We start from the raw sequence: 23,829 nt of genomic DNA, 5'->3' as shown, positions 1-23,829 counted from the left end.
TCTTTTTCCAAAGAAACACAATAGTACCAAATACAGTTTGTTCCGTTATAAGGTTTTGATTCTACTCGCTCAACTTTCCTTATTAAATCTTTAGTGTTTTTGTCAAGATATTTTTTTACAATAATATCCGTATCACTAATTACAATATTTGTTTTATGATTTTCACTCATTACTTGTATTTCTTTCTTTAATAATGAGTGTGATTCTAATTCTTGTGCATTAAGCAAATTACTTATGCACATCCAAAATAAATATTACAACTATTTTCATGTAATTCCGCTTTACTATTTAACTATGTTTATTATCTTTTTATGAAGCAATTTTTTTTAAACTCTTTTCTTCATCAAATAATGATATACATTTTGACCGCCAACTGTTATGATATTTGACGTTACAAATTCATATCCATGTGATGACATAAAATTTAAAGCGTCAATCATCGAGTTAAAAATAACTCCCTCACCATTTTCATCTTTCAAAAGAGTACTATCTAAATTACTTGAGAAGTACTTTGTTTTTTGCCCAATATCAATTGTTATCGTTAATTTTGAAGACATTAATTTTGAAGTTCCTAAAATTTGTAAATACTGAACATCTAGATCCTTTAACGGCTTTCCATTTATTGTCTGTCCAAAACCCAAAACACTAAAAAACAGCCCAAAAGCCAATAACACATTTTTCATTCTTATAACTTAATTTATTAATAATTTTCAAATGTATTAAACTAAAAGTTTTCCATTTTATGGTTTTCCGTAAAGCAATACCCTTTAATACTTATTAATCGTAATTATACTCGATTCTGCTTCTTCTATTATTGTAGTATTATTTAGACAGGTAATTAACATGTAAATCTCTTCAAATTCCCTAACAAATCAGCAACAATCGATATTCACCATCATTTTCTACTGGCGCTCTATGAATGCAAGGCAGTACTTGTTGTTTTGGATGATCTACAGCTAGACGCCAAAGATGTCCTAATCCTAAATTAATAGGTTCTGCATCAGGATGAAGCTGATAATGCAAATCAAAATAGTTTTCTTTTAGAAAATCTTCGAATTCTTCCTCTGTTCCATCGTGGAGTTCTTTTAATTTTGCTCGGACTTCTGGAATTAAGATTTTTTGCTTTGCTTGCGAATTAGAAACAATATCACTTGCGGCTCCGTGATAGGTACATAAAAAAGTATCGGTTGCAATAGGCGAACGATCAACGTGAAACGAATACACATCGGTAGATATAAAATCAAATTCGTCGTCACGTTCGTAACACTTCAGTAAATTAAGCGAGGGCGAAGCTCCAAAATCAGTTAATAATTGTAAATCATTTAAAATTATTTCTCTTGCCGTATTTCCCTTTTCGGAGAGTTGGAGTGCGTTTAAATCTTCGGGAAAAACTTCGGTTATATTTTCTTCTAAAGATAATTTGGTTACAATCTCATTAAAATCGCCATCCAAATTTCTGTACCAGCAAAGCGCATTCATTTCTCCTTTGAAATGGGTATTTACAAGATCAGAGAAAGCAGTTGCTACTCCTATTTGGCTTTTATCAGAAAATATATTGCTCATGGTATGTTATTATTTTTAAACACATAGTCCCGACAGCTATCGGGACTATGTGTTAGAAACGAGTTTATTTTAATTTTCTTTTTTTAGATAAACAAATAACTATGTTTCTATGTGTTTAAATAATATTGAATAATGCAGTAAAAGCTGCTTTATTATTTTGTTTTAAAAACTTTGTAGAAAACAAAAAGAATCCCCAGCCAAATAGGAATTAATTCTACAGACAATTTCATATTAGTCATCCACATGATGGATAAAATTCCCAATAAAAACACGAAACAAATGTAATTACTTATCGGATAAAATATCGATGGAAACTTAGTTTTTGTATTCTCTTTGTCTTTTGCAAGTCTAAATTGCAGGTGTGTATAAGAAATCATAACCCAGTTGATAACTAAACAAGACACTACTAAAGACATTAAAATACTAAACGCTTCTTCTGGGATTATTTTATTTATTAAAATACAGATTGCGGCAAAGCATGACGAAATTAAAATAGCATTAACAGGTACTGATTGTTTGTTTAACTTCTTTAAAAATTTAGGTGCACTACCCTGATCTGCTAAACCGTATAACATACGTGAGTTACTGTACACACTGCTGTTGTATACTGATAAAGCAGCGGTTAATACAATTAAATTAAGCACATTGGCTATAAGTTTTGTAAAATATATTTTATTGCCAAACAGCTCAAACTCCATTCCGTTTAAATTTTGAAAAACCATTACAAACGGACTGCTGTCTGTAGTAATTTGTCTCCACGGTGATAAAGCAAATAAAATAACCAATGCTCCAACATAAAATATAAGAATTCTATAAATAACCTGATTGGTAGCTTTTGGAATGTTTTTTTCTGGATTTTCTGCCTCAGCAGCGGTAATTCCAATAAGTTCTAAACCTCCAAAAGAGAACATAATTAAAGCCATTGCGGCTAATAAACCTTGAAAACTGCCATCAGTAGTTTTTTCAAAGAAACCTTTTGGGAAGAATCCTCCATCGTTATATAAATTATGAATCGTTGCATGTTCTCCTCCTGTACCACTTATAAGCAAATAAGTACCAAAAAGAATCATGGCAATAATTGCGACAACTTTTATGATTGAAAACCAAAATTCAGTTTCTCCGTAAACTTTTACCGAAGCAAAATTCAAAGCATTAATAACTAAAAAGAAAAACAAGCTGGATGCCCAAAGCGGAATTTCCGGCCACCAAAACTGTACATAAACACCAATGGCGGTAAGTTCAGCCATGCTGACTAAAATATACAAAATCCAATAATTCCAACCAGATGCAAAACCCGCAAATGAACCGCAATATTTATAAGCAAAGTGGCTAAAACTTCCTGATACAGGTTCTTCGACAACCATTTCGCCAAGTTGTCTCATAATAAAAAAAGCGATAATTCCGGCAACAGCGTATCCTAAAATAACAGATGGCCCTGCTAATACGGCCGCTGGACCAATTCCTAAGAAAAGACCTGTTCCTATTGATCCTCCTAAGGCAATTAACTGAATGTGACGGTTAGTAAGTCCGCGTTTAAGCTGATTATCTTCTGCAGTTTCTTGTTTTTGTTTCACAAATTAAAATTTAAAATGAGTTAAATGTACTCACAAATGTATAAAGAGCGAAGATAAGTTAAAAAAGGAATCGCACAAAGGATGCACTATACTAAAAAGTTCTATTAGCTTGTGCTCCATTCTGAAGTCTTCGGTTTCAAGATAACTTTACAATGCAATTCAACTTTTTTTTCTGATTATCGATAGTATTTAAACTGTCGATTAATTCTTTTATTGGAGATTAATAGAGAATATGGTTGCAACTTATAAGTTGCAACCATATTTGTATCTAAAAAAGTTGAAATTTTTCGTTTAAATTCTAATTTTAAAATCAGGAAATAATTTATTTATAAACAAATTGCTTGATTATGAAAAATCTAACTGCTTTTATTATCATTTCTCTTTTAGTATTTACTGGCTGCAAAAAAAACGCCTCAAACGATAAACAAGATAGTACTGATGCAGCAGTCTCATCTGATTCAATAACTGCTATTGCAAAAGAAGCATGGATCTACGGATATCCTATATTCTATAATTATAAAACTATTTATGCAAGTGCCTTAAATAAAGAGGCAAAAGAATATGTGGGCTTTAACAAATTTAAAAGCTTTGCCATGAGTGCAACTCCCGCAGACACTTTGGTAATAACAATAAATAATGACACTCCCTATTCAATGGCTGCCATAGATGTTTCGAATGAACCAGTTGTTATGGAAGTTCCAAAAATAGAAAACGACAGGTATTATGTAATGCAGTTTGTAGATTTATATACTTTTAATTATGAATACATTGGATCAAGAACTACTGGAAATAATCCAGGAAAATATCTAATTGCAGGACCAGATTGGAAAGGCGAAACTCCAAAAGGAATCAATAAGGTTTTACGCTCTGAAACAAATTTAATTTTTCTTGTTGGACGTACTCAGCTTCATGATCCATCAGATGTATCTAATCTTAAAAAAATTCAGGCGCAATATAAGTTGATCCCGCTTCATCAATTTACACAAAGCGCAGCTCCAGAAGTAAAAAAATACAATTTACCGCTTCCAACTTGGAAAGAAAGTGATTACAGTTCTCCGCAGTTTATCAATGTATTAAATTCATTATTACAGTATACCAGTGAAGACAGCAGTGAAAAAGAACTTAGAGCACGTTTTGCCAAAATTGGAATTGTACCGGGAACTCCTTTTGACAGCTCTAAATATCCGCCAGAAACTATTAAAGCGATAGAAAAAGGAATTGCAGAAGCAAAACAAGAACTGGAATCAAACTTAAATACTGTTACCGATTTTGCAAATCTTTTTGGTACTCGTGCCGAGCTTAAAAACAATTATCTAACCCGAGCAGTTGCCGCCGCCGCTGGAATTTATGGAAATACAAAAGAAGAAGCCGTTTACACCGGAAGCAGTAATGATAAAAACAATCAACCGCTTTTAGGAAAAAATAATTATGTGATAAAATTCAGCAAAGATCAACTGCCAAAAGCAAAATACTTTTGGAGTATAACTATGTACAATCTGCCAAAACGTTTTCTTGTTCCAAACTCAATCAACAGATATTCGATTGGAAACAAAACTAAAGGTTTAAAATATGAAGCAAATGGAGATTTGATTATTTATATGCAGCACACTTCACCTGGAAAAGACAAAGAAAGTAACTGGCTCCCTACCCCTAAAGATGAAAACTTCATGTTTGTTATGAGAATTTACGGCCCAGAATCTGATGTGCTTAACAACATTTGGAAAATGCCTTTACCTGAAATTGTAAAAAAATAATCTGATAAATTTATGGCAAAAGATAATCTTATTGACGAAACTGCTCCACCGCCTGCAAAAATCATAACTGCTGAACAAGGTTTATATCAAAATATTCTCGGAGATATTCAAACAATAAAGCTTTCGGGCAAAGACACCGGTGGAAAGTTTACCATATTTGAAAACAATAATCCGCCTGGAGTTGGTATTCCTTTACACGTGCATACAAATGAAGATGAAGTATTTCGAATACTCGAAGGAGAAATGGAATTTATTGTAGAAGGCAATACAAACCTATTAAAAGCGGGCGATACTATTTTTTTGCCACGCAAAATACCGCATTCATTTAGAGTTGTAGGAGAACAAAATGCCAAAGCCATAGTTACAATAATCCCTTCTGGAATCGAAGAGATGTTTATACAACTTAACCAACTGCCTGCCGGGCCTCCTGATATGGGGAAAGTTTTGGATATCTGCGGCAGTTTTGGAATATCATTCATCTAAAATTATTGTGATTTAAATATCTTGCTATTATTCTCTGCCTTTATAAAAAAACCATATTGCTGCAATTGAAACGCTCATAACAAAAATAAATCCTGCAAGTCCAATATTTTCGGCATGAGATTCCTGCCCTTTCTCTACAATCTCTCTCCAAACGCCTGTATTGTTTTTAAATCCCAACAGCCATTGAGCAGCATTCCATGAAAAATGAAGCCCCAAAGGCAATGCCAAACCTTTTGATTTCAAGGCCGACAAACCAAATAAAACCCCTCCAAAACCAGATCCTAAAATTGCCATTTTCCAAGATGATCCACCAATCACATGCTCTATAATAAAAATAATAGTAATGATCACTAATGCCGTTGCAGCATTTATCGAATAAGCCAAACTTCTTAAACTGTAACTGCGAAAAACCAACTCTTCTCTACAGGCGATCAAAAAATAGAGTATCAATGAAGTAATTACATTTATTAATTGAATATCAAAAGTTAAAGAAAACTTCACTTTGGCAAAACTTGAAATAATAATGGCTTGAACCACTACCATTACACAGCCAATTACGAAACCGCATGAAAAACGAAGAAAACTGCCTCGATCAATCTTTAATCCAATATCTTTTACTGAAAGCTTTTCCCATTTAGCAAATCCAATTACTAATAAAAAAGTTAATATTGAAGACGCTAGAAAAGATAAATGATCCCCAAGAAAAATGTTTTTGACTGCTCCCGAGCAAGTTGCAAAAATTACAATACTACAAACATAGAAGAGTAAAACTCTGCCAATAGAAAAAAGATACTTTACAGATGCTTTTGATGCAGTCATAACTTTATTTTTAAGTTAATACTATGAAACTTACTTTACAAATAAACTAAATCAATAATTCTAAAACTCTTCCTTAAAGAACTGCAGCTACTTATAAACATTCATTTCCTCATTGTAAATAGGACTTTCAATACTTAAAAAGTTTAAAACGCTGTGAAACACATGATTTTGAGTCAGCGTTTTATTCGTCTTCAGTTCTCTTGAATGATCAGATACCCATACAATAAAAGGAATTTCATATTGCTCTTTAGGAGCGAAACTTATAGGAACTCCATGCATATATAGATTTTTTTCGCCTAAAGATTCGCCATGATCCGAAACGAAAATCATCGTGCTTTTATACTCTTTCAATTGTTTTAAATCTTCAATTACACGATGCAAAATATAATCTGTGTAAACGATAGTATTGTCATAAGCGTTGATAAGCTCTTCTTGAGAACATTTCCCTAATTCTACACTATTGCAAACGGGTTTAAAAGTCTCAAATTGAGACGGATATTTTTTACTGTAAGCAGGTCCATGACTTGTACTTGTATGTAAGATGATCAGAATTTTATTCTTTTTACTCGCCATTATCTGCTCTTTCAGTCCATTTAAAAGAACCTCATCATAATTGCACGCTGCCCCTTTACAATCCTTTCTTAAAACATCTCTATTCTGATATTTTTCAATATGTACCGGAGGTTCGCCCCAATTGGTAGTTCTCCAGATAACCTCAACATTATTTCTGTATAAATAATTAGGCAGTATCTCATAAAGAGCATCACTATTTGTATGTTCTAGAATACATTTTACACCAGCAGTTGTATAAGTTGCACAAGAAACAGCGTTAAAATGAAATACGTTCTGTGTTTTAGAAAGCAGCGGATTTGTATTTTTCTTGTAGCCATATAAAGAGAAATTCTGACTTCTTGCTGATTCTCCTATTACTAAAACCACAACCGCTTTCTGATTGTCTTTTAGTACAGCATTTGGCAGTAAAATTTCCTTTTGATTCTTTTTGTGTTTATGGATATAAAAAAGTGACGTATTTACAGAATATGACCAAGGCATTGCAAGACCTCCCAATTGTTTCGAGTTTTTATCAATCCACAACCAATTGCTTGCATTGGCAAATATTAAAACAGCAATAAATAATAACGTAAGAGAAGAAATCGTTAAAAATTTCTTCCACGTTTCCTTTATTATTTTCGCTTTAATGATATAAATACTGGGAATTATCCCAAGGAAAATAATGTATAAAACCAATTTAATCGAAAAAAAACTGCTTGATTCTTCATAATTGGTATTGAGAACGTTACCAATCATACTTTCATCTATGATAATATGATAAGTATTGATAAAGTAAAGTGCTGTAGAATTGATTATAAAGAATAAAACCCACAGCATTTTTCCAATATATTGAGAAATAGAAAATATCAGATAAAAAACAAAAGCATTTAAAACCAACATTAAAACTATTACACTTACAATTAAAATTATGCCATTCATGCTTTTATAATCAACGTTATTAAAGACATAAACATAGAATGGTAAATGAAAAAGAAGAAAATTTAAGAAACTTATAAGAAGAACAAAATGTGTTATTCTCCAATTCTTTTTAAACATGAACTGCAATAGTTTTGCATAGTAAAACAACTGTTATCTGCAAGATAATTTCATATAATAACAGCTTATTATGACTATATAAGTTAAATTTTGTCATCAATATCATTTATCTAAAAAGTGATATTGTATCTGCCAGATTCTCTCTAATTATAAATGCATTAATAAATTCCTGAACTTCCATATTTGTTTCAACAGGAGTTTCAAAAGAGTTGATATGAAACTCATCATCTTGATCCAGAATATGTATAATTTCTGTGTAGCCCTTAGTAATTAAACTTCCTTTTAATTTAATTATATTCAACTGTTGTTGACTATTCAACTCTTTGCGGACTTTTAGTTTTATAGCTTTCTCCATCGTAAATATTTTTAAATTAATAAAGATTCAATTCCTATCAAATGTAGAAAATTTTTATTTTTCGTTCTGTTAAAAAAACNGATATAAATCATTATTTACTAACATATTAACATTAAAACTTCAACTTAGAAAATATCTTAAATAAAACGTTTAGAAAAGAAAGCAAGTTTTAGAAAAAGTAAAAACAGTCCATAAAGCAATAAAACCAGACCTGTCTAACAAGTAGTTTTTCAAAAGTTTTTCTGCCAATAACGCTAATTTACAGAGAAACAGTACCGATATTAAGCTTTAGATCTTATTACATTCCATATATTTGCATTTGTTTTAATTAAGTCTAAATAAACAATGGTAAAATATTCTACTCTACTACTTGTGTTCTTTTCGATAAGTACACTTTCTGCACAACAAATTTCTAAAACTAATACAAACAACGAAAAAGACAAAACCACAAAAAGTCAAGACAGTATCTTAAACGATAAATCGAAAGCTGATAACGAATTGCAAGAAATTGTCGTTTCTGCATCTCGAAAGGCTGAAATTCTAGATGAGGTTCCTTCATCGGTAACATTGTTATCTAAAAAACAAATACAACAGCAATTAAGCATAAGCTCAAATCTTAGCGACATATTAGGAGCAACAGTGCCGGGTTTGGGATTTTCGACTAATAGAACTCAAAATTTGGGTCAGACCTTGCGCGGTCGACGTGTTTTGGTTATGATTGATGGAATTCCGCAATCAACACCGTTAAGAGATGGTGCCAAAGATATGCGCTCACTAGATCCTACTGTTCTAGATCGCGTAGAAGTTATTAAAGGCGCAACTGCTATTTATGGTAATGGTGCCGATGGCGGTTTGATAAATTATATTACTAAAAAATCAAATCCAGACAAAGCAATAAGCGGATCAACAGAGGCTGGAACAGCTTTTTCTCTAGTTAAACCTGCTGAAACTGCGGGTTTCTTTGTGTCGCAGTTGTTTACTGGAAAAATAAAAAAGTTCGATTATGTGGTGAGCGGACGTTATGAAGAAACTGGACTTTATCGTGATGCTAAAGGACGTGTTCTATCTCCTGAATACGGAATGAACGATCTTAAAAATTGGAATGCTTTTGCAAAAGTCGGTTATGATTTTAATGTAAACAATCGTTTAGAGTTAATGTACAATTACTTTGAAAGTACACAGCATACAGATTACGTTGCTAAAGCTGGTGTTTATGGCAATTTTGATTCCCCTACAATTGGTGTAAAAGGACAACGTCCCGGAGAACCTGAAGGAACGCCGTATAATCATAATGCAAGTTTAAGTTATATTGGAAAAAACTTCATTGGAAAAACAGATGTTAATGCTTCTCTTTATTTTCAAGATTATCTTACGTTAATTAATTACAGTGATTTTTTTGAAAACAACGGACAACCTGCAACTCAAAGCAAAAAACTTGGTTTTCGTTTAAATTTAAATACGCCATATGAATTCAGCTCTCTTATATCAGGTAATTTAACTTATGGTTTAGATATTCTATCGGATATAACTGACACTCATCTTACTGATGGACGATTAGTAATTCCTGAAATGAAGATGAATAACATAGCACCTTACTTCCAGCTTAAAAATATGTTTGGACCAAATTTGGTTTTAAAAACAGGTTTAAGACTCGAAAATGTAAATATTGATGTGCCGGATTATACTACTATCGGTATTCGTAATTATGTAAACGGTACTTACGTAGGCGGCGGAATTGCCGTAAATGGCGGAGAACTGGATTTTAATGCGCTTATGTTTAATGCAGGACTTCGTTATACAAAATGGTCATTGTTTAAACCTTTTGTAAGTTTTTCTCAAAGTTTTAGTGTTGCTGATTTAGGTTTAGTATTACGTGCTGCCAAAGAAAATACGGTAAACAATACTTCGATAAAAGCGGTTACGGCAAACAATTACGAATTTGGTTTCTCTGGAGCTTGGGCTAAACTTTCTTATGATGCTGCTGTGTATTACAGTACTTCAAAATTGGGAGCTTCATATGTATACATTGACGGTAATCCGCAGATTTCGCGCTCGCCTGAGAAAATTTATGGTTTTGAACTGTCGGCAAAATATCGTCTTCACTCTAAAATTGATATTGGCGCTAATTATTCTTTTACTGAAGGAAAAAGAGAACTTACAGACAAAAAAGTCTATTTAGGAGGTGATCGTATAAATCCGCCAAAAATTACTGCCTTTACTGTTATCAGACCTTTAGAAGCTTGGTCAATCTATTTACAAATGATAAATACACCGGGAAGAGATCGTTTTGAACCTGTAAATGGTGCTTATACTTATGGAACTGGCCCTATAAAATCGTTCACGGCTTTTAATCTTTCTTCAAGCTATACTTTCAGAGAAAAAAGCACTATTCGTTTAGGTGTCGAAAACCTGTTCAACAAAGATTATTACTCTGTTATCTCTCAATGGCAGTCAAGCAATATGAATTATGTTAAAGAAAATGGCACTCGTTTGACGGTTAGTTTTACGCAGACATTTTAATAATATAGCTAACAATAATATGCTATAGTAAGATTTAGAACAGATTTTTCCAAACACAAAAAGAGCCTTCAAAATCATTTGATTTTGAAGGCTCTAAATTTTAAGGAACAATTAAAAATTAAAATGCTGCTCCTTACAAAGTACTCTAAGTGCTGTTTGAATTAAAAAATAACCTGAAACTGAAGTATCGCCTGCCAATTTCCAATTAAATCTGGACGCTCTACATTATAAAACGCTTGAGCTGCAGCAGAGTAAAACAGTTTGCTTTTTGTACCTATTTGAAATGTTTTTCCAGGTCCTCCGCCAATAGGAACCAACCATTGATTTCCGTTTGATGCCAGCCAGTTTACCACAATAGTTGCATTACTTTCAGCAAACCATCCTTTTGGAAAATTGTAATAAGCAATGTACTGAATACTTCCTGAATTGACTTTATTTACACCATCACCGCCAAGAGACCAATAATTTTGTAAAACAATACCTCCTGAAAATTTATCTCCTGCCATATACAATAAAGCTGTCGGTCCTAAACTTAACCGATTGCTTCCTAATGCAGCATTTGTTCTGGTAGGAATTTGCAATGCAGGTCCAAGTCCCCAACTCAGTTTACCTTTTTTTTGAATACTCGAAAAATATCCGTTAAACAAAATATTTCCCATCCCTCCTTCATGTGTACCACCTTCAAAAAGCGGTGGTACAGTTTGAAAAGGAATAATTGTATAGGTTATCAACTTTAAATTACTTGCCAATTTAAAAGGATAAACGGGTTGTATCGAAAAGGAACTTGCTGTACCATCTGCTATAGGCAACAAAACTTCCTGCAGAAAAACACTACGCAGACCACTTACAGGATCTTGTCTTTTTTTGCTCATTTCCTCTATTGAAGTCTTCTCGCTTTCGTTAGATTGGCTGAAAATTGGATGACAACAACAGAAAAATAAAATACTTAAAACACTATATTTAAAATTCATTGCATTTATGTTACTTTCAATATTCACCTAAAAACGTCGTTTACTTAACCTCTTCAAAATCTCCGGGCTGCCAGCTTCCATTAAAAGCACTTGCTTCTGGTCCGTAAATTCTAAAATAAGCAAACCATCCCCTATTTGGCAGTGTTTTTATCCATTGTCCTTCTTTGCCGGCTGGAGCTTTGGGCCCAAAATATAAATCAATGCTTTTGCCATTTATTTTGTCTTTCAGTTCAAATAAAGAACGTAATGCTGCCTTATTTTGATCTGTATCAACTTGGCTTCTTGTTAATGCATCATAAATAGTTACGGACCAAAATAATTTTGCAGGAACTGGTGTAGGTATTGTTAATTTATAGGTTTTTCCGCCATCAACATATTTGCCTGCATTATCCTTAAGTCCAAGCCAATATAACGAACCACCTCCTTCTTTTCTTCTAAACATCGATGGCGAAGCTCCAATTGCTTGATAAAACCAAGTTTCTCTTCCATCAAGATCTACATAATTTGGCGTATTAAAATCTCCGTCTTCAAATCGAAGTGCAACCCATTCCCACTGACGATCTTTCCAAACAATACGATCAGAACGACGATCTGCAAATGATTGAACACGCATTTGTGCATTTGCAATTTTAGCCGCTTTTTCTAGTATAGCTTTAAGTCTCGCATCGGGTTTAAAAGGCTGTCCTTTTTTGATGCCTAATATAGAAAGTTCACCATAGTAATTTCTATAACCCTCGTAAGCAGGCTCTCTTTGAATAACGTCATTTAAATTCTCCCAGTATTTTATATTATTCTCCCAGCCAATTGGTGTTGTATTTTGAGGTTTATTGGTAAGATCAAGCCATTGTGGTTCTTTCCAGTCTGATGGTTTATTTAACGGATAAACTTTTACTGTTTTAATACGTTCTATGGCGGCATTTACATCTCCTCCAACAGGAAGTGAACGTATACCAACTGTTAAATTATTTGATGAAGATTTCCATATATGAAAACCAGAAGAAGGAATTGCACCTTTATATCCTGGAGGTAAAAGCAAATGTTTCCCGCCATTTCCGGCATCAGGACCCGGAATTCCCATGTCAGCAACCCAACGTTGATTTACATCCATTGCAACTACAATAAGCGGACCTTTTGGAATATCTATAATCATTGGCCCTTTTGATAAATCAATGGGAATTGGCCCGTAAGGCGTATCTGAATTCAGCGTAAAACCAATTTGTTTTGGTTTTGTATCTAAAGTTCCAAATGATTTGTTTGGAACAATATTAATACTATCATTTCCTTTAACTAAGCCTTCTCCTGAAACGGTAGGATAGAAAAATTTATAGGCTTGTATAGCACGCGCCAAATCTGCATCATCGTAAGCTTTTTTGATAGTTGCTTCAGTTGGATAACCGCCTACAAATTCATAATCCGAGCTTGCATCAGTAGAATCAGCGGTTCCTTTTGTAATTTCTGTTTCTTTTTTACAACTATAAATGAATAGTACTAAAAACAGGAAGGGAAATATTTTTTTCATAAATCGATTTATTTAGGTTGTTAAATTCAAATCAAATTTATAACAACTTAATATGTAGACAGTTTCATTAAATCTTATTTTGGTTTCAAATTATAATATGCTACCAAATTGATGTGTCAAAACAAACTTTCAATTGGCATTACCATAATTTTAATTAAAAAAATCACTATTTTTAATAAACTTTCATTCTTTTGCTATGACTGATAAATCCCAACTTCGCAGCTCTATTTTCAGACATCTAGATGGTTTGGCTGTTGCTCCTGTAGCAATAGCATTTAGAAATAATGCCGTTTTAGAATTTATCTTAAACAAAAAACAAGTACAATTATCAGAACTTACTGCCGTTTTTAAAGCAAATGAAGGCTATTTGAATGTAGGTTTAAGAATTTTGGCTTCTCAAGGTTTTCTAAATTATACGGTTGACAATCAAAAACAAGAAATTACCATTTCGGTAAACGAAAAAACAGAAACTGCTTTTTCATTGTTTCATCTCTATCAAGATGTTGTTGATTTGCTTCAATTGTCTGTTCAGTTTCATCCTCGTCTTTTTGAAGATGTTCCATTTGAAAAACTCAATACTATCTTTGAAAAGTATAAAGTTAAATACGGCATAGAACAATCTGATGATTTCTTGACAAACAGTATTCAGGATCAGATTTTAAAGCATATTGAAGGACATTTGATAGGTCCAACAATAGTTCGTTTAGCAATGAATGGTATGTTTCATAAATATTTTATGGAAACCTCTTTCAAACCGGAAGAGTTTCATAAATCGCCAGAAAATTTTAAAAAAATATTAGACTTTTTTGCTCATCTTGGATGGTTTTTAGAAAAAAACGGCAACTATCAGTTTACCGAAGACGGTTTGTTTTTTGCCAAAAGAGCCAGTGCTTATGGCGTTACGGTTTCTTATCTGCCAACATTTGCTAAAATTGAAGAACTAATTTTTGGCAACCCAGATGTTTTACGAATGGCTGCTGATGGAGAAAATGAAATTCATGTTGATCGTGTTATGAATGTTTGGGGAAGCGGCGGTGCACATGACACTTATTTTAAGGTTGTAGACGAAATTATTATCAAGCTTTTTAATCTTCCAATTGAAGAACAGCCAAAAGGAATTTTGGATATGGGCTGCGGGAATGGCGCTTTTTTACAACATATTTTTGAAGTAATCGAAAGACAAACTTTAAGAGGGAAAATGCTGGATGAATATCCGCTGTTTTTGGTTGGAGCCGATTATAATCAGGCTGCCTTGAAAGTAACCAGAGCAAATTTAATAAAGGCTGATATTTGGGCAAAAGTAATTTGGGGAGATATTGGACGTCCCGATTTACTTTCGGATGATCTAAAAGAGAACTACAATATTGACTTAAAGGATTTGCTTAATGTGAGAACTTTTCTAGACCACAATCGAATTTGGAAAGATCCGAAACACATTAATAAAAACAGAGTCAGCTCTTCTACTGGAGCATTTGCTTATAGAGGAAAAAGAATCAGTAACAATCTTGTAGAAGATAATCTTTTAGAGCATTTACAAAAATGGTCGCCTTATGTTCGCAAGTTTGGTTTGCTTTTAATCGAATTGCATACTATAAATCCAGAGCTTGCTGCCGCCAATCTAGGAAAAACTCCTGCTACAGCTTATGATGCTACGCATGGATTTTCAGATCAATATATTGTTGAAATTGATGTTTTTAATGCTATTGCAGCAGAAGCAGGATTGTTTCCAGATCAATCCACTTTTAAACGATTTCCAGAAGCAGATATAGCAACAGTGAGTATTAATTTATTGAAAGGAAATTAAATAAATTCATTTTACAATCAAAAAAAAGCTCCAAAATCATATGACTTTGGAGCTTTTATATTTTATTAAATTACATTTAGTTCAAATCATTGAACTCGTGTAATGATTTTAATGTGCTTTCGTAAAACAAGATTGCAGCAACAAGATTTCCTTTATCTGAATAAGGCATCATTTTTCTTTGAAACTCTACTGTAGTATCTAAGAAGTTTGTAGTTCCTACTGCTTGACCATCAAGAATTTTTTTATGATCACTATCGTCTGGAATACCTAAATCAGCCATTGTAACACCTGGTTTAGTTACCAAAGCAATATAAGGAAGTGTTTTTACTAATACTTTAATACGCTCAATGTACAATTCTAAAAGTTCACCTTTTTGCATACCGCTCAATTCTTTTTGATCGTGGTATTTACGGATTATAGCTGTTGTACTGATAATACTTCTTGGAGCGTTTTTTGCCTGAGCTGATACAGCGCCAGTTGTCAAGAAGAAAAGGAAACTTAGTAAAATAATCTTACTCTTCATTTTAATAATAGGATTTGGGTGTTGTTCTTAAAAACAAAAATATATAAATTAACTTAAATTACAACTTAATAATTTCTTTTTTATGTCTAGAATATCATAACTTCTACGTTTTGATTATTCTAAAACGTCCAGGATACTTTATCCAAATGCTTTTTCTAGTGCCATAATAGTCCATAAATTCTTCACAAACAAAAACGGCATGTGCTTTTGACCATGCAACAACGCCACAGAATTCGCTTCCTGATTGCCGCTTTAATTTTTGTATTTGTTTACCAACCGTAAATCCTAAATACTTATAAATGGTTGGAGTATAAATAGTACCGTCTTCTAAATCCTCTAATGCTTTATCAAATACAGCGTCTTTGTCGATAATTTGTTTGTATTTTGCCATTACAGCATATGTAAGTATAGCATAATCTGTAATTTTTTCACTTTCGCAATTGTCTTTTATATATACAAAACCAGCAGAAATTTTGGCTTTGTTAATTTCATCACTATTCAAATTAAATGATGCATTGTTCTTTAATGTAATTTTAAACAAACTGTCGTTTATCTTTTCAGTTACAAAAAGATTATCTAATCCGTAAACATTTAAAGATGCTTTAATAAATGCAATTGAAGAACAATTGGTACGTTCGCCTTGCTTAAAACTTTCGAATATTTTATCTGAACTCAATTGTGAGTATGAGCTTGAACATACTAATATTAAAAATAAATATATTGAAGTAACCGATTTTATCATCTTTAAATTTTGTAATTGTTCCTCAATTGCTCTTTAAGGAATGTTCAGAACCTACAAATCTATAAAAATCAATTTATACTTGTTTTCTTTACTTCTTAACTTTTTTAAGAATTACAATTAACTTTTAAATTTTACAAAATTTTATGAGAGAACACAAAACCAATATGTAATTTTTATCGTACATTTAATACACGGCATTTAGGAATGCAGTAAATTCAAATGAAGTAGTTTTTGGAGCATGTTGGCTTTATCATTCTTAAATTATCGTTTATCAAGCTGATTACTTGAAACAAAAAAGCGATCTAAAAGATCGCTTTTTTATTACTTCTCCTCTTCACTTTTTAACTGCAATGCTCTTTGTAGAAAACTCTGATGCAATATCTTATTCTCGGCTTCATTAATAGCTTTAAACAAATTATTCTGATTATCTGTAATTTCTGTAAGTACATTTTTCATAATCTCCCATACAGGTTTCATCTGCTCTATCAGTTCCTGTCCTTTTGAAGTAAGCTGGATGAGTCTTTTACGCTCGTCGATTTTATCTTTTTTAGAACGAATCAGTTTTTGTTTTTCCAGTTCTTTAAGCAAACTTATGGTTGATGGATGTGTGTAACCAATTTCATTTGCCACTTCCACTACACTCAATACTCCTTTATGGTACAAAGTATAAATTACTGGAAACCATTTTGGCTCAAAATCAATCCCATATGCTTTATAAAACAATGCACCGTCTTTTCGCAATTGCTCGCTAAGTCGCTGCAATCGTGTTGAAAGAGCCAAAATTCCTGATTCGTCTATAATATTCATCTTTTATTTCTTTAAGTTTAAATGGCAGAAAACATTATCTGGAGCCATTAATGGAAATGTTTTTGGAAGCTCTCCTTTCTCGATTCGCACAAAATTATTCTTTTCGTAAAAACGTAATGCCGCTTCTAATATCGAAACAGTTCCTAAATATAGATCATCAATTTTATTATGCTGACAATATTCAATTAAAGTTTCTAATAATTTTTGAGCAATTGAAAATTCTTTTCCTCTAAATTCTTTCTTAACAAACATTTTTCTAATGGCTCCTATATTCGATTCAAACTTAATTAAAGCAATGGTTCCAACTAATTCATCATTAATAAAACACCCCCAAAAGCTTCCGCCTCCTGCATGATAAAAATTAGTTATGTTTAGCAAATCCGGCTGATCTTCAATTGTAATTGCAACGTTAAACTCATTTTGCTGAATGTTTAATATCAAATCTACAATGTCGTTCGAATATTGATTATCGACAGGTTTAATAACAAGTTTCATATAGTATAAATTTTATAATGCAAAACTACGTAGTTAAATACATAAATAAAAACAAATTCGAAATTTTATGATTTATTTTCGATTGTTTTTAATGTCTTTGTCATTTAATATTAAAAAAGAAAAACGAGAATAAATAACACCTCTTCTAGTGCTTTATCCCTTAAATTGTTTTAAATTAGTAAATAAAGTGACTTTAGGTTCAATTAAATCTCAGGGAAAACATGAAGCAGATTATAGATATTTTAAATTTACGTGAAGGCGAAAATGACAGAGCTTTAACTCTTGAACAGGTAAAGAAAGACATTGAATTTAAAGGAGCAAATTTATGGATTTTGGCGTGTGCAATTATGGTCGCTTCGGTTGGGTTAAATGTAAATTCGACCGCTGTAATTATTGGTGCCATGCTTATATCTCCATTAATGGGACCTATTGTTGGAGCTGGGTTCGCATTGGGTATTTATGATTTTGCTCTTTTAAAAAAATCATTACGAAATCTTCTAAATGCTACTTTTGTAAGTTTAGCCGTTTCAACACTTTATTTTTACTTAAGTCCTTTCAAAGATGTTCAATCCGAATTGTTAGCACGAACTTCTCCTAATATTTATGATATTCTTATTGCCTTTTTTGGTGGTATTGTGGGAGTTATTGCAATTACAAGAACTGAAAAAGGAAATCCTGTTCCAGGAGTTGCAATCGCAACAGCATTAATGCCGCCTTTGTGTACGGCAGGTTATGGACTGGCAACTGGGCAGTGGACATTTTTTCTTGGAGCCTTTTATTTGTATATTATAAACTGTGTTTTTATAGGCATTGCTACTTTCTTGATCATAAAATATTTGAATTATCCGCCGGTAAAACAAATTGATGAAAAACAGCAAAAAAGAGTAAAACTTATTATCGTTGTGGTTACTACCAGTATGTTGATACCCAGCAGTTATCTTGCATTTTCATTATATGTTGAACAGCAGTTTAAAAAAAATGTAGATCTTTTTCTTGATGATGAATTTAGCAGTAAGGGATATACTGTGGTGTATAAAAAAACGGAGTTTAATCCGCAGAAGAAAAAAATTGAATTGGCTTTTCTTTCTAAAAAATTTGATGCGCAAGAAATAAAAGAACTTAAAACTAAACTGAACAGAAATAAATATTTAAAGGGAACTGAACTTCTTATTAGACAAGACAGCGATGATAAACAGAACCCTTTGAAAAATGATCTTTTAAATAAAATTAAAAGCAGTGAAAACGAAATGGATGCGAAAGATTTAAAGCTTTTGCATCTCGAAAAGGAACTTGCTAAAAATAAATTTGATAACGAGCAACTTTTAAAGGAGACTAAAACTTTGTTTCCTGCTATCTCTTCATTATCTGTTACAAAAACAAATTTCGTTACTGAAAGTGACAGCACCTATGCGATTACTGCTGTAATCTATGACGGTAAAGGGACTTTTAATGAAAATGATCAAAAGAAATTTAAGGATTGGCTTAGTGTAAGACTTGCTGTTAAGGATGTAGAAATTTTTAAGAAGCAGTAATGACAATCTTACTTTTTGACCTCCTTTTTTTTAATTTTATTAGATTCAAAAAGATAAAAGTTCATACTTTAGTACTTATAAACCCAAAAATAATATGGAAACTTCAAAAAATCAACCAGATAATACTACACCAAAAGTTACCGGAATTGGCGGTGTTTTCTTTTTTTTAGATAATCCGCAGGAAACCAAAAATTGGTATGCTGAAAATTTAGGCTTTGAAATCAACGAATGGGGTTCTGCAAGTTTTGAATCAAGAAATAGTGACAAACCAGAACAAATAGAATCGACACAATGGTGTCCTTTTAAAAAAGGAGATGAATATTTTTCTCCATCCAAAAAAGATTTTATGATTAACTATCGTGTTCAAAATATTGAAGCATTTGTAGAAAAGCTCAAAGAAAATGGTGTAACAATTCTTGACGAAATTGAAACCTACAGCTACGGAAAGTTTATACATATTATGGATATAGAAGGCAACAAGATTGAGCTTTGGGAACCTATTTATTAAAGAATATTTTACGACTATATTTGTTTTTTTAACTGTTATTCAACCAGATAAATCAATAAAAGCTTAATTTTATATTCTTAAAGTTAAGCTTATGGAAACAAAACAAATATGGGCTAATTTAGCAGTAAAGGATCTGGAAAGAACCACTAGATTCTATACAGATCTGGGATTTAAATCAAATGGAAGTTCGAAAGAAATAACCAGCTTTTTTGTTGGAGACAACAAATTTATTATCCATTTCTATTTAAAAGAGCAGCTTCAAAAATTCATGCCTGAAATAGCCGATTTATCTAAAGGAAATGAAATTATATTTTCGCTGTCAGCAAAAAGTAAAGAAGAAGTCGATCAATGGGCAGAAGCAGTCAGAAAAGCTGGAGGTAAAATTTTTCTTGAACCCTCAAACTATGATTTAGGCTACACTTTTGGTTTTTCAGATTTAGACGGACATAAATTTAATGTTTTGTACTGGCCTGGAATGTAAAAACAACTAGCATTAAATCCGTTCTAAACAATTATAATGACATCATTAATAGCATATTTTAGCAAACTTGGCTTTTCAGAAAGTGATTTGTCCGAATTTTTAAATTGTATAAAAACTCGTGAATTTTCAGCAAACGAATTAATTTTAGTGGATGGGCAATTGGAGAACTATTTATCATTTGTAGACACAGGAATTGTTCGATATTATGTGATTGCAAACGAAAAGGAAATTACATTTGATTTTGCCTTTAAGGATTCATTCTATTGTGCATACGATTCCTTTTATAGTAGAACAAAAACTAAAATTTACATTCAAACTCTAACTGATTGTAAACTGCACTCCATCTCATACGAGAATTTACAAAAGCTGTATACGAAATGCGAAACAGCCAAAAAACTAGGCCGCATCGCAACAGAATATTTATTAGATAAAAAAGTAAAAAGAGAATTAGATCTGTTGACAAAATCACCACAAGAACGTTACAGCAAATTGCTTCTTGAACAGCCAAAATACATTCAACAAATTCCATTAAAATATCTTGCATCTTATATCGGCGTAGTTCCAGAAACCTTAAGCCGAATCAGAAAACGCATTACTTGACCAAAGTCAATTCTTAAAACTTTTAATAAACAGAGCTTTGTATTACTATTTTAAAAACTAAAATTTAATACAAAATGAAAGTTACAATTACGCATATTGACACAGCTTGTGTTTTAATAAACATTAATGGTTTCAAAATTCTAACAGACCCGACATTAGACAAAAAAGACATCTTTTTTCCTAAGTATGTCAGCAGTCCCCTAGCCTTTTCAAAAAAATATATTGATCCATCGTTGTCAACAGAACAAATTGGCAAAGTCGATTTAGTGCTGTTAAGTCACGATCATCACAAAGACAATTTAGATAATCAAGGTAGAAATTTTATCAAAACCGTTCCAGTTGTTCTCTCTACAAAAGATGCCGTTAGACGTCTAAAAAACAGTAACACAATTGGCCTTGATAATTGGGAAGAATATCAAGTAGAAACTCCAAAAGTAAAACAGCTGAAAATAACTGCCATACCTGCACAGCATACAAACATTAGAAGATTAGACAAAATCATGGGTAAAGTTCTTGGTTTTACAATAGAATGGGAAGATCAAACAAACGGCTGTATCTATATTTCTGGAGATACAGTATTTTTTGATGGTTTAGTACAATTAGAAAAAAAGAAAAAAGTAGACATTGCCATTTTACACTTAGGTGCAGGTGCATTTCCATATTTAAAAAAGAACTTGCGAGTGACAATGAATGGTGAAGAAGCCTTAAAAACAACCCAGCTTTTAAATCCAAATATTGTAATTCCAATTCATTATGAGGGATGGTGGCATTTTAAACAATCTGTAAAATCCTTAAAAAACGAAATTGAAAAATCCGAGTTTAACGAAAAATTCCTATGGCTTACAAGCGGAATCGAAACGAAATTGACAGAATAAAGCAAAGAGAGCAAAACAATAAAAACCTTCAAAATCAAATGACTTTGAAGGTTTTGAAAAACTGAGATTCTTACGATAGCAAGAATATTTCTTATCTTCGCATAATAAAAATCAACAACTATTAATCTCGTAATTGTTATTCTCAATAATACAAACCATTCTTGATTAAAAAAATAAATGTCTATTTATAGAAATAGAATAAATCTTAACTTATTTAGACAGCAAGTTGAAAAACAAAAAAGAAGTGAATAACGTTGAAAATGAGAAAACAAACTGGGCTGTCTGCCAAGAATGTCAAGGACGAGGCAAAATAACCAAAAGACTTAGCAAAAAGGTACGATTGCGCTATCAAGCAGCTTTAGATCAATTTGAAAAAACAAATAAAGAAGGAACTGCTCCCGCTCGTCCTAAGGCTCCAAAGCATCCTTGTACAAAATGTTCAGGTTCAGGCTTAATTCCTTCTGTAAATCACCCAGCACCAGATACTGAAAACTATCCTCATGTTGCCATTATTGGAGGCGGCATAGGCGGTGTTGCTCTTGCAACGGCTTGTTTACACCGCGGAATTCCTTTTACTCTTTTTGAACGAGATCATAATTTTGATGCTCGATCTCAAGGTTATGGACTTACTTTGCAACAAGCCAGTAAAGCGATCCAAGGACTAGGAATTTTTACCTTAAAAGAAGGAGTAGTTTCAACCAGACACATCGTACATAATACCGATGGAAAAATAATTGGGGAATGGGGAATTAGAAAATGGATACAATCACACGAAAAAATTTCTCCAAAACGTAATAATATACATATCGCCAGACAAGCGCTGCGTTTAGCAATGCTGGAGCAATTAGGCGGACAAGATAAAATTCAATGGGACCATCAATTAATAGATATAAAAGAATCTAATGAAGGCGTCAGCCTAAGTTTTCAAGTAAACGGAAATATAATAGAAACCAAAGCCGATCTTGTAGTTGGTGCAGATGGTATTCGAAGTTCTGTACGCAGACTCTTAATTGGCGATGATAGCACTCCTCTGCGCTATCTAGACTGTATTGTAATATTAGGAATTTGTCCTTTAAGTGCTCTTGAAAATCTTGAAAGTTCTTTGTTAGATTCAGCAACAGTATTTCAAACTGCCAATGGAAATGAACGCATTTACGTTATGCCTTATACAAGAGATTCAGTTATGTGGCAGCTTAGTTTTCCAATGTCTGAAAATGAAGCCAAGGCATTAAGTGCTTTAGGACCAAAAGCTCTTAAAGAAGAAGCACTTCGCAGAACACAATGGCACAATCCCGTTCCTCAGATTGTAGGCGCCACTTTAGAAGCTCAAATTTCTGGTTATCCTGTATACGACCGAGAATTGCTAAAACCAGAATTGCTTGAAAAAGCAGCATATGCAACCTTGATCGGAGACGCCGCTCACCCAATGAGTCCATTTAAAGGACAAGGAGCAAATCAAGCTATCTTAGACGCACTTTCGCTAGCCCGCAAAATACTGAAAGGATGTAAACCTTTGTCGCAATGGAGAAAAAAAGGCATCAGACAAAGTGTGCTTACAGATTATGAAGCAGAAATGTTAAAGCGAAGCGCTGTCAAAGTAAAAGATTCAGCGGAAGCTGCAGAATTCCTGCATTCTGAAATTGTGCTTTATAGCGGAGACGAACCAAGAGGCAGATGTTTAAAGAAGAAAGACATAAACTAAGGAAAAATCTATTGAAGGAATAGTATTAATTTGAATTCAGAAGTAAATTATAGTGAAGATATTACTTATATTAGCTCAATAAATAGCACTCCTTTTTTAAGAATTGGTGTTGTATTAAATAAACAGCTATTTAGATAAACAATGACAGGATCAAATCAGTTGCTTTTTTTCTTTAGTGCATTAGGAGCTTTTAACGGCTTACTGCTTTCATTATATTTTGCAATAAATGCAAAAAAAAATAATACAAACTACTTTCTATCTCTGCTCCTATTAGTTCTAAGTATTAGAATTGTTAAATCAGTTTTTTTTTATTTCAACCCAAACCTATCAAATATATTCATTCAGATCGGTCTTTCGGCCTGCGTTCTTATTGGCCCTTTTCTTTTTTTATACTTAAAAACAAACACATCAACAGAAAAGACATATTGGATAAAACATGTAATACCTTCTTTTGCAATAGTTGCTGTAATAGGAATTTTATATCCCTATGTTGAGTATCGTAAAATTTGGAGTACTTGGATCGTAAAAGCAATCTACTATCAATGGTTTATTTACATTCTATTTATCTTTTAAATCTATTTTACCCATTATTCC

At 32.5% G+C, this 23,829-nt stretch carries 22 protein-coding genes; 10 read left to right on the top strand and 12 right to left on the bottom strand.

Features of this window, described 5'->3' with window-relative positions; all coding sequences use genetic code 11:
• Positions 1-326: 326 nt before the first annotated feature.
• The 3 genes from BOW57_RS19515 to BOW57_RS19505 all read right to left on the bottom strand — a co-directional run bounded on the left by BOW57_RS19515 (position 327) and on the right by BOW57_RS19505 (position 3,137).
• Entirely contained in the window at positions 327-683 is a 357-nt protein-coding gene (locus tag BOW57_RS19515; protein ID WP_129056732.1) for a hypothetical protein, read from the bottom strand.
• Between the two features lie 181 nt (positions 684-864).
• Positions 865-1,563, bottom strand: a complete 699-nt coding sequence (locus BOW57_RS19510) for a DUF1826 domain-containing protein (protein WP_129056730.1) — start codon at positions 1,561-1,563, stop codon at positions 865-867.
• Positions 1,564-1,715: 152 nt separating this feature from the next.
• A complete protein-coding gene (locus BOW57_RS19505; protein WP_129056728.1) occupies positions 1,716-3,137 on the bottom strand; it encodes an amino acid permease in 1,422 nt (473 codons plus the stop codon).
• Positions 3,138-3,484: 347 nt separating this feature from the next.
• Here BOW57_RS19505 and BOW57_RS19500 point away from each other — a divergent pair, with 347 nt between their 5' ends.
• Positions 3,485-4,891, top strand: a complete 1,407-nt coding sequence (locus BOW57_RS19500; protein WP_129056726.1) for a DUF1254 domain-containing protein — start codon at positions 3,485-3,487, stop codon at positions 4,889-4,891.
• Positions 4,892-4,903: 12 nt separating this feature from the next.
• Positions 4,904-5,374, top strand: coding sequence for a cupin domain-containing protein (locus BOW57_RS19495; RefSeq protein WP_129056724.1), 471 nt, complete (start codon positions 4,904-4,906; stop codon positions 5,372-5,374).
• Between the two features lie 27 nt (positions 5,375-5,401).
• Here BOW57_RS19495 and BOW57_RS19490 read toward each other — a convergent pair whose 3' ends face one another.
• From BOW57_RS19490 to BOW57_RS19480, 3 genes are all read right to left on the bottom strand, one after another.
• On the bottom strand, positions 5,402-6,193 hold the full coding sequence (locus BOW57_RS19490; RefSeq protein ID WP_129056722.1) for a CPBP family intramembrane glutamic endopeptidase: 792 nt from the start codon (positions 6,191-6,193) through the stop codon (positions 5,402-5,404).
• An 87-nt stretch (positions 6,194-6,280) separates the two neighbouring features.
• On the bottom strand, positions 6,281-7,810 hold the full coding sequence (gene eptA, locus BOW57_RS19485; RefSeq protein WP_256371884.1) for a phosphoethanolamine--lipid A transferase EptA: 1,530 nt from the start codon (positions 7,808-7,810) through the stop codon (positions 6,281-6,283).
• A gap of 97 nt (positions 7,811-7,907) precedes the next feature.
• Positions 7,908-8,156 carry a hypothetical protein gene (locus BOW57_RS19480; RefSeq protein WP_129056718.1) on the bottom strand — a complete coding sequence of 83 codons (249 nt, stop codon included), beginning with the start codon at positions 8,154-8,156 and terminating at the stop codon, positions 7,908-7,910.
• Between the two features lie 345 nt (positions 8,157-8,501).
• Here BOW57_RS19480 and BOW57_RS19475 point away from each other — a divergent pair, with 345 nt between their 5' ends.
• Entirely contained in the window at positions 8,502-10,676 is a 2,175-nt protein-coding gene (locus BOW57_RS19475; RefSeq protein WP_129056716.1) for a TonB-dependent receptor, read from the top strand.
• 161 nt (positions 10,677-10,837) lie between these two features.
• Here the strand turns inward: BOW57_RS19475 and BOW57_RS19470 are convergent, their stop codons facing one another.
• The gene (locus BOW57_RS19470) at positions 10,838-11,647 is read right to left on the bottom strand and encodes a hypothetical protein (RefSeq protein ID WP_129056714.1); all 810 of its coding nucleotides are present in this window, start codon (positions 11,645-11,647) and stop codon (positions 10,838-10,840) included.
• A gap of 40 nt (positions 11,648-11,687) precedes the next feature.
• Positions 11,688-13,166: a DUF1254 domain-containing protein gene (locus BOW57_RS19465; RefSeq protein ID WP_129056711.1), complete on the bottom strand. Its 1,479-nt coding sequence runs from the start codon at positions 13,164-13,166 to the stop codon at positions 11,688-11,690.
• A 196-nt stretch (positions 13,167-13,362) separates the two neighbouring features.
• Here BOW57_RS19465 and BOW57_RS19460 point away from each other — a divergent pair, with 196 nt between their 5' ends.
• The gene (locus BOW57_RS19460) at positions 13,363-14,970 is read left to right on the top strand and encodes a class I SAM-dependent methyltransferase (protein WP_129056709.1); all 1,608 of its coding nucleotides are present in this window, start codon (positions 13,363-13,365) and stop codon (positions 14,968-14,970) included.
• A 76-nt stretch (positions 14,971-15,046) separates the two neighbouring features.
• On the opposite strand, the gene BOW57_RS19455 is transcribed toward BOW57_RS19460, so the two are convergent.
• The 4 genes from BOW57_RS19455 to BOW57_RS19440 form a co-directional block, all read right to left on the bottom strand.
• A complete protein-coding gene (locus BOW57_RS19455; protein ID WP_089055617.1) occupies positions 15,047-15,493 on the bottom strand; it encodes a hypothetical protein in 447 nt (148 codons plus the stop codon).
• 103 nt (positions 15,494-15,596) lie between these two features.
• The gene (locus BOW57_RS19450) at positions 15,597-16,235 is read right to left on the bottom strand and encodes a hypothetical protein (RefSeq protein WP_241687480.1); all 639 of its coding nucleotides are present in this window, start codon (positions 16,233-16,235) and stop codon (positions 15,597-15,599) included.
• Positions 16,236-16,556: 321 nt separating this feature from the next.
• Positions 16,557-17,042 (bottom strand): MarR family winged helix-turn-helix transcriptional regulator, encoded by a 486-nt coding sequence (locus BOW57_RS19445; RefSeq protein WP_089055616.1) that lies wholly within the window; start codon positions 17,040-17,042, stop codon positions 16,557-16,559.
• Positions 17,043-17,045: 3 nt separating this feature from the next.
• Positions 17,046-17,537, bottom strand: coding sequence for a GNAT family N-acetyltransferase (locus BOW57_RS19440; RefSeq protein ID WP_129056707.1), 492 nt, complete (start codon positions 17,535-17,537; stop codon positions 17,046-17,048).
• Between the two features lie 221 nt (positions 17,538-17,758).
• Here BOW57_RS19440 and BOW57_RS19435 point away from each other — a divergent pair, with 221 nt between their 5' ends.
• The 6 genes from BOW57_RS19435 to BOW57_RS19410 all read left to right on the top strand — a co-directional run bounded on the left by BOW57_RS19435 (position 17,759) and on the right by BOW57_RS19410 (position 23,235).
• Complete coding sequence (locus tag BOW57_RS19435) at positions 17,759-19,069, top strand: DUF389 domain-containing protein (protein WP_206734762.1); 1,311 nt, start codon at positions 17,759-17,761, stop codon at positions 19,067-19,069.
• Between the two features lie 94 nt (positions 19,070-19,163).
• Positions 19,164-19,577: a VOC family protein gene (locus BOW57_RS19430; RefSeq protein WP_129056705.1), complete on the top strand. Its 414-nt coding sequence runs from the start codon at positions 19,164-19,166 to the stop codon at positions 19,575-19,577.
• A 91-nt stretch (positions 19,578-19,668) separates the two neighbouring features.
• Entirely contained in the window at positions 19,669-20,058 is a 390-nt protein-coding gene (locus BOW57_RS19425) for a VOC family protein (RefSeq protein ID WP_129056703.1), read from the top strand.
• Between the two features lie 36 nt (positions 20,059-20,094).
• A complete protein-coding gene (locus BOW57_RS19420) occupies positions 20,095-20,658 on the top strand; it encodes a Crp/Fnr family transcriptional regulator (RefSeq protein ID WP_129056701.1) in 564 nt (187 codons plus the stop codon).
• 74 nt (positions 20,659-20,732) lie between these two features.
• Positions 20,733-21,533, top strand: coding sequence for an MBL fold metallo-hydrolase (locus BOW57_RS19415; protein ID WP_129056699.1), 801 nt, complete (start codon positions 20,733-20,735; stop codon positions 21,531-21,533).
• 244 nt (positions 21,534-21,777) lie between these two features.
• Positions 21,778-23,235, top strand: a complete 1,458-nt coding sequence (locus BOW57_RS19410; RefSeq protein WP_129056696.1) for an NAD(P)/FAD-dependent oxidoreductase — start codon at positions 21,778-21,780, stop codon at positions 23,233-23,235.
• Positions 23,236-23,829: the final 594 nt, after the last annotated feature.

Origin of the sequence: Flavobacterium sp. YO64, assembly GCF_004119505.1 — a bacterium.
Lineage (GTDB): Bacteria > Bacteroidota > Bacteroidia > Flavobacteriales > Flavobacteriaceae > Flavobacterium > Flavobacterium oncorhynchi.
This window is presented reverse-complemented; position numbering and strand designations above follow the sequence as displayed.